Consider the following 13660-nt stretch of genomic DNA (forward strand, 5'->3'; position numbering starts at 1 on the left):
AATCGTTAACGAATTGATAGCCAAAACTGGCGCGTAATTAGACCGAGTTGGCTGTTAGCGTATTGGTGTTAACGGGATAACACGGTCGTTTCATCTTGTCGTGATATGCTGCCTTTTAATCGTACACCTCATGTTAGGATGATAAAGCAATGCGCGCTGAACTAAGAGCAAAAATTATAAAGGTATGTGATGGCAAAATCGCAACTAAAGGCGAAAACGTTGGCCTTTCATTCTATGCATTTTTTGCTAACAAGAATGACGATAATGGAAGCGGCAACTTGGTGGATTGAGACGCATCAGTTAGATCATTTTGTGAAGGCGCGCACCATCAAAGACATGGTTCAACAAAACCTTTAAGGTACACCTCTTCGCCCTGAGGCAATAACGGTCTGTTAGCTGATATTTTTATTTGCTTGGTTAAATTACCACTTTTCTCGGGCACTATGTTGTGTCACGGTTGTCTAGGGCGTGTTAAATAGGTATTAAAGTAGTTTTTATTATCCTGGGCACGTACCAAATGCATGGGATCTTCCATGCCGTTATTTTCAATCGACAAAATAAGAAGTAAGGATTTATATGCGCTATTCGGTAATCTTGGTCAGTTTTTTCGTTTTGAGTTTGAGTGGTTGCGCATCCTCAAAAGACGATCAAGATGTGGTTAAACAGCAATTTTCTCAGCGCTGCGAAGAGGCTAAACAAGAACTTGATAACGCAGTGGAAGAGGGGCAGTTGGCTGATCTGAGAGTGCTGAAACAGGATATCGAATTATATTGTGTCTGGCGTAGAAATTAACACTCGAAAAAAACGGTGTAATGAATTCAGTTAGTCTATGTATCAATAAAGTGTGGTTGGTGGGCGCACAGCATTGCAGGTAGATTATTCACTGAAAACCACTCTATTTCTACCTTGTGATTTCGCTTTATAAAGTCGACTGTCAGCAAGGGATAGCGCTTTATCAAACATCAGGTTTTGACTTGTGGCGGCAATGCCAATACTCAAGGTTGCCGGGCGCTGCAATAATTGCAAAATACGTTGGTTTTGCTCGAATTCTATACGTATTTGATTGGCAATCTTTTGCGCATGTACACTCGGGCAACGTTGCAATATAACCAGAAACTCCTCGCCGCCCCAACGTATTGCTAAATCACTGTCACGCATTGACGTGTTTAAAATCTCCCCCAGTATCACTAAAATTTCATCACCGGTAGAATGACCAAAATTGTCATTTATTTTTTTGAAGTGGTCGATATCAATTAATAGTAAATAGTCGCTACGTTCATTTCTGGCGAGATTAATTTGCTCGATCGTGTTGTGATCAAGAATGGCCCGATTAAATAGCCCAGTGAGGTCGTCTTTTACGGTTTTCAATCGAAGTTGACGATTGGTATTCTCTTGAATATTTACCAGTACTAACGTGATGCAACACAAAGCAAATGCTGATAGAAAGTAGCGGGTAGCTGTTACCGGTTCATAGTGAACAAATGTTTCGCTTCCCAGAGGTAGAAATAATACGCTGAAAGATCCGAGTAAATAGGCTGCCGCGAAGCACATTCCTTCACGAACTGAGAGTACAGCAAGTGCCATCGCCATCAAGGGAAAGGTCCAGAGGTAGCCTGTGGCATCTTGCCCACCGAAGGCAAGTAAACTGAGGCCTATTAATGCGACAATAATTGACAGTATATAGCGCGTAAAATCACGGTATTTTGTTTTCAGTAAATACAGGTTAATCACACCAAAGAAAACAGCGGTGAACAAGGTGCTGGATGTTTTGATGTTACTGTTGTACCAGCTTATAAAGCCAAACGCAGTGAGGAATACAAATCCAATCAGTGTGAGATAAACTGTTAGCGTAAGCTTTTTATTCCCTTTGGACACGTCTAAAATACGTCGCATTAAAATTTATACATCCTATTATCTTAGCTTATGCTTGTTCTTCGGTTATCAACGTTAACAAAGCCTATTCAAACTAGGTTAAATTTAACAATAGATCAATACATCGGAAAATACTTTAGTATAGTAATCAATAGTATAACTTAAATTTGGAGCCATTTGGGCTATCCAATAAGAGCGAATTAGCAAACGCATGACAGGAGCGCGTCGCGATAGGCAGCACTTATGTTTCGCTAACTGTCAGTATGTAAAACGGGCATAATTGGTCAATTTTCACTTCCTATATAAGCAGGTAGGTCTCAAGATAGCTGGCAAAGGGAATTTATGAGTAAGTACATGAAATATATGCTAATTGGTATGGTGTTGATTTCGTTTTCAAACCATGGCGTACAAACCCCCGATGAGCGTTCGTTGTCAACCGCGCTGACAGCGGCAGCCGCTATGGTAAACAAGAGCGCGCCGCAAATGTTAGATGAAGAAACGCGCTTGGACTCGGCAGCAACATTTCGAAACTTCATCATTTACAACAACACTATGGTGAATTATTCCGCAGAGCAATTAGACATAACCCTGTTCGATCCTTTGATTCAAGAATCAGTCATTGCGCCCTTATGTTCCAATGAAAAATTATCAGGTTTTATCGAGCTGGGTGTAGTCATGGTATATCGCTACCTTGGAAAAAATGGCGCTTTTATTACTGAGTTATCAAAAGACATGGCAACCTGTAACGAGGCGAAATAGGCCTTTTACATTCCTTAATATTTAGCATCTAACACCGGCAATGAGTGGATTGAATTTGTGTGTTGCGACTAAAGGATAAGCAGGAGTTGTTAGCTTAATATGATACAAATCAAACACTAAATGAAAAATAAATATTATTTTAGCGATTCACTGTAGGGTGCTTTTTTACCTGTTAGCACAAAGGCATATAAGAACATTAAAGGTTGCTTTACATCGCCTCGTCAGCATTTGCTTTAGTTGGAACAATATCAACTTATGTTTGAAAAATTATTATCGCGTTTATTTAAACGCGCCCATAGCGCTAAAACGCACAGCATACATAATCAAAATACACCGACTGCCGCGCTTGAGCCGCAAAGCAAGAACGACAGCGGATCAAATGCACAAGCACAGGGCAACGTTACTGATAACTACGATATTCCTGTGCCTACGCGCACGGTTAACATTAGCGTTGCGTCATTAAATCGATTGGATTTTCTGTTTTATGATTTTTTACTGGGCGTATCGCGTTCCAGCACGACGTTAAATCCTATCGAGCAATTCATTTTAACGCGCGTAAATCATGCGCTTAAGTCACCTGAAAGCGTATTAACCCACTTCCCTGTGTTACCTAAATCGGTGATTACATTAACCAACTTGTTAAATGATCCTGACTTTGACTTACAGGCATTCATTAAAGTAGTAGAGCAAGAGCCAAGTATTGCCACTGAGTTGATGAAAGCAGCAAATAGCCCTGCGTACAAACGAGGCGACAAAGAGGTAACTAACCTACAGCAGGCCTTTATGTTTATGGGGGCGAATGACATAAAAGAATTCGTGTTAAATCGTTTTGTAAAAAATCTATGCCAGCAAAAGCCGATTTATTTTAAGACCTTTGGTGAGAAAATTTGGTTGCATAGCCAAGAAGTGGCGACAGTGGCCAAAGCGCTCGCCAACCAGCGTCGTCAAAATGGTGACGCAGCTTACACAATAGGCCTAATGCATGATTTGGGGAAAGTGGTCATTTTCCAATTTATGGTTGAAGCGTTTCAAGCGGTCGATCCTAACTTCAAGCAAGACTCACTAGTGTTTAAAAAGTTTCTTAGTGAGAAATCCATGCTGCTAAGTGTGGAACTGATGAAGCTATGGAACATGCCAAAATTGATTATTGATGTAGTTCAGGCGCAAACACAAGAAATAAACACAGTTAACGAGCTAGCGCCTATGGCTCAAGTATTGTTTGAGGCAAATTTAATCAGTGAAATTAGTTTGTCGTATCAGGGCGGCCATATCAAGCCTGTTGAGTTTGAGTTATTACTTAGCAACACCAAGCTTAAAGATGACGCCAAGCAATTACTATGTGATATTTTAGGTCTGGATTTCGACCAATCTAGCTGGAGCGAATGTTAGGTAAACCCTTAGGGATTTATTTTGCTTGTATTGATTTTGTTCTGCCGCGTCGGCTCATACCAATTCCATTAAATAATTGGCCTCTCAGAATTCATCCAGCGGGTTTTGAACAAGACGTCGGTGTGCAGTAATGGTTGTTCCCTTTCAAATACCGAGAACGCAGTGCAAAACCCGCTGGGGAATTCCCTTCGGGCGAATTTTAAAAGGACTTACTCTGTGTTGCTCAAACTCGAAAGAGCACCACTATTACTTCGTTTAAGCGCCTTGATTAAGCCCTTTTAAATTTTCGCTGAGTGGTTAATTATTTAGTGGAATTGGTATCAGAAAAATTAAACAGGTGATTGGTGAGTCAATTTGCAACACACCAAAACCGCCAAAAAGCAAACCGGTTTTTAGAAAGCGATGCTTGCTCGAGATGGGCAATACCTTATCTTATTTGGCCGATTTAGCTTTCATCAACTGTTGGAAATAAAGTTGCGCCTACTCTTGCGCAACAAGCAGAGAGACGCACTTGGTATGAAACCTAATATGTGCGCACTGCAAAAGTAGAGCGAGATTACTGCTTTTAACCTGTATTTAGACGCTAGGTGAACTCAGCTAGTGCTTTCATGGCCTGGGTGGCTTTCGCACTAGGGACGAAAATATGGTCGTGGTAATAGGCCGCCACCACGTTAGCACTAATGCCATACTGAGTAAGCTTATTCGCCACCGCGGCAGTGAGCCCGACGGCTTCTAAACTTGAATGTACTGTCAGGGTAATTTTTCTATAGGTGCCCTCAAAAGGGATTTTTTCTCGTTTGGCATCATCGGCCAACAAGATTAATGTTAATCCTTCAGATTCTTGAAAAAAACACACAGGGTTTAAATGCACATAGTCCGCCACGTTACCTTCAGTGGTGCAAAAGGCGAACTCGCCGTCTTGCAAATGTGGAGACATCGTCTTAAGTAGTTGAGTTAGTTCAGTTATGCCTGACATATAAAATCCTAAAGTCGTTATAGATCCTGACGTAGTTATAAATCCTGAAGTCGTTATAAATAACGCGCTACCAAAGTGTTTATGTTACGGAAATTCTGGGCGCTTGGGTATGAGTTTGCGCAAACGTCAGATCAGCGCCTGTTGATATTCATGTTGTTTGCGAACGTCATGGCGACTTTGGGTAACATTAGGGGGACGTCTTTTAAAAAACGCTGCAATCAATTCTTTGAATTCCGCTCACGCTAGCTGTTGTGCCAAACCACTCTCTCACATTTCATTTGTGCCTTAATTTTGGCGCTACTTCTTCTCTCATATACCAGATCGCGATGCAGCAACATGATTAAGCCGACACACTCAGCTGGGCCAATTACCGCAACGACAATAGGCGTTTCACATTTTGCAATTGCTTTTAAAATGAAATATAGAAGGCGCACTTCGTTTTGCAATTGGATGATTAACGTCATCCAAATCATTACCTACGGTAATTGTGTCACTATTGCCCGTTAACAGTACCGCGTGAATTTGGTCATTTTGATCACGTCTTTCGAACTCATCAACTAATTAAAGCCCGATGTTAAACGTTTTTTAGCTTCAGGCACTTAATCGTTAAAGACAAAGTATGAATTTTATGGAAGCAATAGGGTTTTCAGACAGTATGCAATTCTAGTTAAGTTAAAGAAGCATGGGGGAGTACGCGTGGTTAGCGCTGGTGTTCCTCGCTTACAATTTGTTCAGCGTTTTGTGCGATATGAACTAAAAAGCGCGCGATCGTTTCTTGCTCATTTACGCTAAATTCACTCAGCAAGGCATGATTGATACTCCGTACTTTAGCCGTCGAGCGCTCAGCTATTTCTTGTCCTTTGGGTAGCAAAATTACATTTTGTACTCTGGCGTCGCTCGTGCCTCGCTGGCGAGTAACGAGCTGTGCTTTTGTCATTCTATCAATCACCCCTGATATGCTGGAATAGCTCATATTGAGTTGGTCGGCAATTGCGGTTATCGGTGCGTTATCTTGTTTTGCTAACGTAAATAAAACCGCCAGTTGTGTGGTACTAATGTGTAACTCACTCTTGAGTTTTTTATCGGCAGCTTTAAACAACGCGCTGTGGGCCAGTTGCAGTAAGTGAAAGATTTTTAAACGCTTTTTCATTAAGGTCACTACTCAGTTGCTATTTATTTAATGTACGAAATAAATTTTTTATTTGCAACGCAATATTCACATATATTGTTATTTTTAAGGAGAACCTAAAGATTTTATTTCGTATGTTAAATATAATTATTTACATGCGAAATAAATGATGGTTTTATGCAAATGAAAGAGCAGTACCATTTAAATATCGCACTAGAAAATCAAGAGGCCCGCCATGAACAATGTAGCGCAAACAGACATCTCGCAATCCATGAAACCTAAAATGTCACATGAATCGAGTCATGGCGCGGAGAGTGCCGTTGATGTGAGTAAGTTTGTTGCCGAGCACAAAATAGTTACTGCTGCAGGTCATTCAATTGTGTTAAAAGTGTTTAATAGTCAGATAGTATCTACAAAGGGAGTTTGTGTACTTGCCGCAGCGACTGGTGTCGCTCAGTATCTATATCAAGATTTCGCACTGTGGTTGTCAACACTGGGTTACCACGTAGTTACATTTGATTATGACGGCATTGGTTTATCGGTCGATAAACACGTAAAGCATTGTAAGAGCGACATATTGAGTTGGGCAGTTAATGATTGCCCGGCTGTGCTTGATTTTGTAGGACGACATTTCCTCGACCTTGAATGTATTTGGATTGGGCATAGTGTTGGCGGGCATATGTTAGGCATGATGCCAAATACCTCACAAATTAATCGTGCGATTACCGTTGCTGCGGGCACAGGGACCTGGTGGTACAATTCTGCGCCTACTAAGCGAGTGTCATGGTTTTTATGGTATTTCCTAGTACCGGTAACTGTACCGTTACTTGGGTATTTTCCTGGTGATAAACTCAAAGTTATGTGCAATTTACCTAAAGGCGTGATGATGCAATGGCGCCGCTGGTGCTTAAAAGAAAAGTACGCTGTGGAAAAAGAAGGGCAATGGCTCAAAGAGCGGTTTGCTAACGTGAATGTGCCAATTCATGCAATTGCCTTTAGTGATGATGAAATGATGTCTATGAAAAACATCGATATGTTACACAGCCAATTTAGTAGCGCTAATATTACACGCCAGACTGTTAATCCAAAGGACGTAGAACACAAGAAAATAGGGCACATAGGATGGCATAAGGGGCGTTACCAATCGATGTGGGAAAAAGTATTCAAGCCGCTGCTCACTGACTAAGATCTTATTGTCAGGACGTTCAATGAGAAAATTTTAATGCAAAATCATAATAGGCGGGTATAAATTTAGGCGTTAATATGAATGTATCCTAATAAAAATGGAACTTAATAAAGATAGTCAGGGTCAACTGTTACATAATTGTTAATTTATCGTATGATTGATTGTGAGTACAAGATGGCTACCTTATTTCCATTACCGAGCGCGACTGGCAACAAAAAACATTCGGCTGAAAAGCCAAAATTTACGCACAGCACGCGCTGTTCGTATCGGCTTGTAACATTAATTGGGCTAGACATATTAGGTGTGCTTTTGATGCTGATAGGATTGCATCAGCAATTTCATCACCACGGTTTCTTGAGTGAATCCCTTGATACTCCTTATGTAGGCGTAATGCTGCTGACTGCCGGAGTTGTACTGACCCTTCCGTTTTTTATCTGGAGCTTTAAAGCGAACTTCCGGCCACTCGATAATGTTAACGCATCTAATGGTCGTGAGTAGACATACAAACACGTTGCAACGAACATCCATTAATTTTGTTAAGGCTCAAAAGAAGTCGAAAAAGCCACCCTCATCCGTCACATTTATTCATTCCAAAGGAAGTCGAATAAGCGACTCTCATTCCTCATTTGTGGCAAGTTACCCAAACCCCTGAAAATAACAGAGACACCCATAAAAAGTAACAAGGACATCCATGTTAAAAGTGGTTGATTTTAAACCCTCAACTACACTTTTTGTGTGTTCCAATTTATTGAGTCGACTGTTATGCCTCAGTCACGAAAAAGCCAAATCAGTTTAATCGATACGCCTTATTATCACTGTGTGTCCCGATGTGTTCGCCAGTCTTATCTGTGTGGCACAAACCAACTTACTGGGCAGAGCTACGAGCACCGGCGCAACTGGGTGGAGGAGCGTTTACTGTTTTTATCGACCGTGTTCGCGATTGATATTTGTGCTTACGCAGTCATGAGTAATCATACTCATGTGGTGCTTTGTGTGGATAAGGAGTTGGCTGATAACTGGGATACCGAATCGGTACTAAGGCGTTATCACATACTTCATAAAGGTACGTTACTCACTCAGAAATTTATAAACGGCGATACCTTAACCCAAGGGGAGCTCATCACCCTTGATGACACTGTTGAAATCTACAGAAAACGCTTATATGACATCAGTTGGTTTATGCGTGACTTAAATGAATATATTGCCCGTGAAGCGAATAAAGAAGATGACTGTACGGGTCGTTTTTGGGAAGGACGATTTAAATCACAAGCTCTACTAGATGAAAGCGCCGTGCTAGCTTGTATGGCCTATGTGGATTTAAATCCCATTAGAGCAAAAATAGCCAAAACACCTGAAACAGCAACACACACCAGTATTAAAAAACGTATTCACTCTGCTAAATATCATCAAGCTCAACCGAGTACGCTAATGCCCTTTGCGGGAAACCTGAAAGAAAACATGCCAAAAGGTATTGCGTATTCACTCAAAGACTATTGTGAGCTTATTGATACCACAGGTCGTTGTATTCGTGATGATAAGGCAGGTTATATAGATAACACTCAAAGCCCTATTCTAGAAAGACTAGGACTAGATAGCGCTCAGTGGTTAGCCTTAACCACTGAGTTTGAAAAACACTTCTGCTACGCCGCTGGGGGCGAGCAAATGATGAATGCCTTTAAGCGCCATACCCACCATCAACGAATACGTGGAATGGGCAAAGCAAAAGCGCTGCTAAAGCGCGCTTAAGTTAGAGCTAGTCTCAGCGAATACCCCTTATGCACCTCTCGTGAAGTAGACGCTTGCCTGTAGTTCACATAAATTTCTCTCTAAACCCTTGCTATTCCATCAAAAGTCTTCAGTTGCTCAGCTCATAAGTGTAGTTATTTGGTTTCGAGCGGTATTTTTGTATGCGAAAAGTGTCGACGAGACTCTACGGCGAAATCATTAACTAGGTTTAAGAATGGGTGTCTTAATAAGTGGTTGCTGGTAATTTTTTGCACTGATCCTTCCGGTTTCTGCGTGAATATTTGGCGAGAATAATGCAAACATTCGAGCATTGTTTTTTGTGCGCGGCACTTTATTTTATATTTGCAATAAAGCGTGGGGCGTTTATGAATCGTGATGAGGGGGAGTTGTATGTTAATGGTCTTTCTCTCACGTGAGGGGGAGGTGATGAACTCACCATGTGTAATTATTACAAGGTGTTGAAGTAATTTTTTCTCTACCTTGTATGTTTTCTTCAAACGTTTGGTTAGGAGTTTAGTTAAAGGGGGAGAATAGCCAGATGGAGGTAGGTTATTAAAAATGCATTTTTGGACTGAATTGAGTAATAAAGCCACCTTTGTAGCCGTTGTATTCACGCTAAAGTTACCTTTATCGTATGCACAAAGCCAGTCAGCCATTCAACCCGCCACTGAGCAAGCTCGCGGGATAAGCTACATATGGTGGAGTATGTTTTGGGTCGCTGTGGTGGTGTTCGTGGCCGTTATGCTTCTATTGGCGTGGGGCTTATGGCGCGGGAAATCTAAAAAGCCGACACAACTAAGTTACCTTGCGAGCCGTAATTTAGTCATAGTCGCAGGTATCGCGGTTCCGCTAGTAACCGTTATATGTTTGGTGGGCGGTAGCTTAATGCTAGGCCGTTCATTATCCGCAAGCCCACCTGATAACGCACTTGAAGTACGCATCACCGGTTGGATGTGGTGGTGGCAAATCGAATATCTAGATGAAAACTCCAATACTATTGCTACCACAGCCAACGAATTACACGTACCGATAAATCGTCCTATCCAGATTTATTTAGAAAGTGGTGATGTCATTCATAGTTTCTGGGTGCCTCAATTACACGGTAAAACAGATCTGATCCCAGGGCGCACTAATTCTAGTTGGTTTGAGGTCGACGCTTCAGGCACTTTTCGCGGGCAATGTGCAGAATTTTGTGGACTGCAACATGCGCTTATGGGGTTTCTGGTGGTTTCTGAGCCTCAAGCTGAATTTGATGTTTGGTTTGCGAATCAGCAAGCGCCAGCACAACCGGCAGAAAATAATGGAGTACTCGCGGGCCAGCGCGTCTTTTTTGAAGCGGGATGTCACCAATGTCATACCATTCGGGGTACTGATGCGGCTGGAACGGCTGGCCCAGATTTAACTCATCTGGCTTCAAGGCAATCAATCGCATCTGTTACCAGAAGAAATAGTCGAGCACATTTAGGCGGTTGGGTTGCTGATCCAAATGGCATAAAACCGGGCGCAAAAATGCCAATGTCTCAATTGGATGCCAAGGAGTTATCTGATTTGCTTGACTATTTACAAAGTCTGCATTGATTACACTTAAACGCGGTCAAATAAGCGCTAGGCCTTAGTTAAGAACACATGATAAAAAGGGAATGAGCTTGAAAAATCACCCACACACTGAACAAGCTATTTTTGATGACCAAGAAGGTGCAGAATCTATCTTGGATAAAACGTGGTTGTCTCCGCCTGGTTTTTTGGGCTGGTTTACTCATGTAAACCAGCGCCAGATTGGCTTTCGTTTTGTCGTCACTTCTTTGATTTTTTTCGCATTAGGGGGGCTTTTAGCGCTCTTGATGCGCTTACAACTGGTGCAGCCAGAAAACACCCTTATGGGGGCAGAGTTTTATCATCAAATAATGACGATGCACGGCACCACAATGATGTTCTTTTTCGCCGTGCCCGCCATGGAGGGGCTGGGAATCTACTTAGTCCCTTTAATGATCGGTACCAGAGATATGTCGTTCCCTCGGCTCAATGCATTCGGCTACTACGTCTATCTGTTAGCAGGTATCACACTTTATCTGGCCCTCTTTTTAGGTATGGCGCCAAACACCGGCTGGTTCAGTTATGTTCCACTGGCCGGTATCGACTATTCACCGGGGCAGGGGGTCAGTTTCTGGACGACCATGATCACCTTTATTGAGATCTCCGCACTGACGGCGGCGGTGGAATTAATTGTCACCATCCTTAAACAACGAGCGCCGGGAATGACCTTAAATCGCATGCCCATTTTTGTATGGTCGATTCTGGTTATGTCGTTCATGATTGTTTTTGCAATGCCTACCGTGATGGTAGGAAGCGTATTACTGGCACTTGATCGCACATTTGCCACCCAGTTTTTCGTCGCCTCCGGCGGCGGTGACCCATTGTTGTGGCAGCACTTGTTTTGGTTTTTCGGTCACCCTGAAGTGTATATCATTGTTGTGCCGGCGCTTGGTATTGTATCCACTGTTATTTCCACCTTCTGTCAGCGGGAAGTGTTTGGTTACACCGCGGTCGTCCTCTCAATGGTGACCATTGGCTTTGTGTCATTTGGCTTGTGGGTACACCACATGTTTACCACAGGTTTACCCCATTTAGGCTTGAGCTTTTTCACCGCAGCGAGCGCGATGATCGCTATCCCTAGCGGCGTGCAGATTTTCTGCTGGATCGCCACACTGTGGGGGTCAAAAATCCAATTTAAAACGCCTATGCTGTTCATCATGGGCTTTTTTGCCGTATTTGTTATTGGTGGTCTAACAGGGGTAATGGCAGCGTCCATCCCATTCGATATGCAAGCTCATGATAGCTACTTTGTGGTCGCGCATCTTCATTACGTGTTGATCGGAGGGGCCGTGCTGCCGTTTTTTGCAGGTTTATATTATTGGTACCCTAAAATGACAGGAGCAATGTTAAGTGAACGGCTGGGGCGCTGGAGCTTTTGGCTTATATTTGTCGGGTTAAACCTCACCTTTTTTCCTATGCATCAATTAGGGCTCGACGGCATGCCTAGACGGGTCTACACCTATTTACACAATATGGGGTGGGAAGAGATTAACTTTTTCGTGACCTGTGCCGCCTTTCTAATGGCATTCGGTTTTTTACTCACCTTTATTAACACGCTTATCAGCCCTTATAAGTCACGGGCGGCCGGGAGTAATCCATGGCATGCAGACACCTTAGAATGGTGGGCACAATCGCCACCACGAAATTACAACTTTAGGCATCTCCCCGTGATTAGCAGCCGCACCCCATTATGGCAAAAAGCCCCTTTATATAAGGTGACGGGGATCCGCGCCGATCGCCGTGAGATAATCATCACAACGCTGCTAGATGCGAAACCCCAAGGCGTATGCATCATGCCATCGCCCACTTACTGGCCGTTTGTTTTAGCGTTAACGGTTGGTTTTGGTTTTCTTGGTTTCATGTTTAAGCCGATTTTGTTTGTGGTTGGCTTCTTTCTAAGCTTTTTCGCTATTGTGGGTTGGCTGTGGCCCGCCCGTCCATGGCTGGCTGAGAAGCCGCCAGAGGATGGTCATCCCGTTAGAGGCTTACAATAATGAGCACACCAATGAGTCGTAACCAACAGACTGCAAACGCAGATATCGATGTATCCAACTTTTCTCGCCATTTGAATGGCCAAAATGCACCTATTTGGTGGGGGATCATTGGCTTAATTTTGATTGAGCTAAGTGTGGTTTCTGCATTTACAGTCACGTATCTGTATCTATACATGCAGCACCCTCAGTGGCCTCCTAATGATATTGCGCCCCCTCCGTTGTTTATTCCTACTTGGTCAACAATCCTAATGTTATTAAGCTGCGTGACCATGTATCTGGCTGGTAAATCGGTTGAAAAGAATAAGTCAAAAGGCTTTGTTGTCTATACCTTCGCATCGGTCATCATGGCGCTGTTGGTGCTGTGGATCCGCTGGCAACAATTCGACAATTTTGACATGCGTTGGGATCAACACGTATATGGTTCGCTGCTGTGGACTATTTCAGGTTTTCATTTTATTCATATTGTCTCAGCGGCGATAGGCACCGCCGCAATTGGTCTTTTCGGAATGGTGGGTTTTTATACCAAGCAGCGACAAATTGGCGTGGTGGTCGATACCATGTATTGGAACTTTGTTGCCTTTGCTTGGCTGCCGTTTTATTTAGTGCTGTATTACTTTCCCAGGTTATAAATCATGACGAAATCCATTTCTCTTAATAAAATTGGCGCTGGCTACCTGTGGCGTTTCTGGTTTATTGCTATTACCGCGTGGGCGCTACAGCTTTTTGTTAGTTATGCTCTTGTAGAGTGGCATTGCGCTAGGCCTCAGACCTTTAGTGAGCAAACTCTGCAGTGGCTAGTGGGGACGCTAACAATCGTTTGCCTGACAACTGCCGTTGTGAATTTGATCTACGCATTCGGTTATTATCGCCTCCTTAAGCAGCAGGAAAGTGAGCACGCAAGAGAGACATTTATGGTTGCAGGGGCCTGCTTAATGAGCGGCTTTCTTGCCGTGGCTATCTTAGTGCAAGGATGGCCGAGTTTACTCCTAGCAGCCTGTAGCAGTGCAGGGGGATAA

Annotated in this window: 14 protein-coding genes and 1 pseudogene; 11 read left to right on the forward strand and 4 right to left on the reverse strand. The window is 42.9% G+C overall.

What is annotated here, in order from left to right; all coding sequences use genetic code 11:
• Positions 1-149: 149 nt before the first annotated feature.
• Both FX988_RS20110 and FX988_RS20115 read left to right on the forward strand, forming a co-directional pair.
• A pseudogene (locus FX988_RS20110) lies at positions 150-357 on the forward strand (DUF6500 family protein).
• Positions 358-576: 219 nt separating this feature from the next.
• Positions 577-792: a hypothetical protein gene (locus FX988_RS20115; protein ID WP_160181847.1), complete on the forward strand. Its 216-nt coding sequence runs from the start codon at positions 577-579 to the stop codon at positions 790-792.
• 84 nt (positions 793-876) lie between these two features.
• Here FX988_RS20115 and FX988_RS20120 read toward each other — a convergent pair whose 3' ends face one another.
• Positions 877-1893, reverse strand: a complete 1017-nt coding sequence (locus tag FX988_RS20120) for a GGDEF domain-containing protein (protein ID WP_160181848.1) — start codon at positions 1891-1893, stop codon at positions 877-879.
• Positions 1894-2226: 333 nt separating this feature from the next.
• On the opposite strand from FX988_RS20120, the gene FX988_RS20125 reads away from it, so the two are divergent.
• Together FX988_RS20125 and FX988_RS20130 are read left to right on the forward strand one after the other, a co-directional pair.
• Positions 2227-2631, forward strand: a complete 405-nt coding sequence (locus FX988_RS20125; protein WP_254700668.1) for a hypothetical protein — start codon at positions 2227-2229, stop codon at positions 2629-2631.
• Between the two features lie 255 nt (positions 2632-2886).
• Complete coding sequence (locus tag FX988_RS20130) at positions 2887-4020, forward strand: HDOD domain-containing protein (RefSeq protein ID WP_160181849.1); 1134 nt, start codon at positions 2887-2889, stop codon at positions 4018-4020.
• A gap of 583 nt (positions 4021-4603) precedes the next feature.
• Here FX988_RS20130 and FX988_RS20135 read toward each other — a convergent pair.
• The 3 genes from FX988_RS20135 to FX988_RS20140 all read right to left on the reverse strand — a co-directional run bounded on the left by FX988_RS20135 (position 4604) and on the right by FX988_RS20140 (position 6146).
• On the reverse strand, positions 4604-4996 hold the full coding sequence (locus FX988_RS20135; protein ID WP_160181850.1) for an ACT domain-containing protein: 393 nt from the start codon (positions 4994-4996) through the stop codon (positions 4604-4606).
• Positions 4997-5238: 242 nt separating this feature from the next.
• Positions 5239-5460 (reverse strand): hypothetical protein, encoded by a 222-nt coding sequence (locus FX988_RS21700; protein WP_217621255.1) that lies wholly within the window; start codon positions 5458-5460, stop codon positions 5239-5241.
• A 236-nt stretch (positions 5461-5696) separates the two neighbouring features.
• Positions 5697-6146, reverse strand: a complete 450-nt coding sequence (locus FX988_RS20140) for a MarR family winged helix-turn-helix transcriptional regulator (RefSeq protein ID WP_160181851.1) — start codon at positions 6144-6146, stop codon at positions 5697-5699.
• Positions 6147-6360: 214 nt separating this feature from the next.
• Here FX988_RS20140 and FX988_RS20145 point away from each other — a divergent pair, with 214 nt between their 5' ends.
• The 7 genes from FX988_RS20145 (at position 6361) to FX988_RS20175 (ending at position 13660) form a co-directional block, all read left to right on the forward strand.
• Positions 6361-7311: a serine aminopeptidase domain-containing protein gene (locus FX988_RS20145; protein ID WP_160181852.1), complete on the forward strand. Its 951-nt coding sequence runs from the start codon at positions 6361-6363 to the stop codon at positions 7309-7311.
• A 312-nt stretch (positions 7312-7623) separates the two neighbouring features.
• Complete coding sequence (locus FX988_RS20150; RefSeq protein ID WP_160181853.1) at positions 7624-7809, forward strand: hypothetical protein; 186 nt, start codon at positions 7624-7626, stop codon at positions 7807-7809.
• A gap of 264 nt (positions 7810-8073) precedes the next feature.
• Positions 8074-9057, forward strand: coding sequence for a transposase (locus tag FX988_RS20155; protein ID WP_160181854.1), 984 nt, complete (start codon positions 8074-8076; stop codon positions 9055-9057).
• A 558-nt stretch (positions 9058-9615) separates the two neighbouring features.
• Positions 9616-10635 (forward strand): cytochrome c oxidase subunit II, encoded by a 1020-nt coding sequence (coxB, locus tag FX988_RS20160; protein WP_160181855.1) that lies wholly within the window; start codon positions 9616-9618, stop codon positions 10633-10635.
• Positions 10636-10697: 62 nt separating this feature from the next.
• The gene (ctaD, locus tag FX988_RS20165) at positions 10698-12644 is read left to right on the forward strand and encodes a cytochrome c oxidase subunit I (RefSeq protein ID WP_254700669.1); all 1947 of its coding nucleotides are present in this window, start codon (positions 10698-10700) and stop codon (positions 12642-12644) included.
• Positions 12645-12655: 11 nt separating this feature from the next.
• A complete protein-coding gene (locus FX988_RS20170) occupies positions 12656-13273 on the forward strand; it encodes a heme-copper oxidase subunit III (RefSeq protein ID WP_254700670.1) in 618 nt (205 codons plus the stop codon).
• A gap of 3 nt (positions 13274-13276) precedes the next feature.
• Positions 13277-13660, forward strand: a complete 384-nt coding sequence (locus FX988_RS20175; protein WP_160181858.1) for a hypothetical protein — start codon at positions 13277-13279, stop codon at positions 13658-13660.

The organism is Paraglaciecola mesophila, assembly GCF_009906955.1.
Taxonomy (GTDB): domain Bacteria; phylum Pseudomonadota; class Gammaproteobacteria; order Enterobacterales; family Alteromonadaceae; genus Paraglaciecola; species Paraglaciecola mesophila_A.

Bases quoted from the DNA above. Each gene is read 5' to 3' on its own strand.
- ctaD (WP_254700669.1), top strand. From the start codon at position 10,698: ATGAGCTTGAAAAATCACCCACACACTGAACAAGCTATTTTTGATGAC.
- FX988_RS20145 (WP_160181852.1), top strand. From the start codon at position 6,361: ATGAACAATGTAGCGCAAACAGACATCTCGCAATCCATGAAACCTAAA.
- FX988_RS20115 (WP_160181847.1), top strand. From the start codon at position 577: ATGCGCTATTCGGTAATCTTGGTCAGTTTTTTCGTTTTGAGTTTGAGT.
- coxB (WP_160181855.1), top strand. From the start codon at position 9,616: ATGCATTTTTGGACTGAATTGAGTAATAAAGCCACCTTTGTAGCCGTT.
- FX988_RS20150 (WP_160181853.1), top strand. From the start codon at position 7,624: ATGCTGATAGGATTGCATCAGCAATTTCATCACCACGGTTTCTTGAGT.
- FX988_RS20155 (WP_160181854.1), top strand. From the start codon at position 8,074: ATGCCTCAGTCACGAAAAAGCCAAATCAGTTTAATCGATACGCCTTAT.
- FX988_RS20130 (WP_160181849.1), top strand. From the start codon at position 2,887: ATGTTTGAAAAATTATTATCGCGTTTATTTAAACGCGCCCATAGCGCT.
- FX988_RS20120 (WP_160181848.1), bottom strand. From the start codon at position 1,893: ATGCGACGTATTTTAGACGTGTCCAAAGGGAATAAAAAGCTTACGCTA.
- FX988_RS20135 (WP_160181850.1), bottom strand. From the start codon at position 4,996: ATGTCAGGCATAACTGAACTAACTCAACTACTTAAGACGATGTCTCCA.
- FX988_RS20125 (WP_254700668.1), top strand. From the start codon at position 2,227: ATGAAATATATGCTAATTGGTATGGTGTTGATTTCGTTTTCAAACCAT.
- FX988_RS20140 (WP_160181851.1), bottom strand. From the start codon at position 6,146: ATGAAAAAGCGTTTAAAAATCTTTCACTTACTGCAACTGGCCCACAGC.
- FX988_RS20175 (WP_160181858.1), top strand. From the start codon at position 13,277: ATGACGAAATCCATTTCTCTTAATAAAATTGGCGCTGGCTACCTGTGG.
- FX988_RS20170 (WP_254700670.1), top strand. From the start codon at position 12,656: ATGAGTCGTAACCAACAGACTGCAAACGCAGATATCGATGTATCCAAC.
- FX988_RS21700 (WP_217621255.1), bottom strand. From the start codon at position 5,460: ATGACGTTAATCATCCAATTGCAAAACGAAGTGCGCCTTCTATATTTC.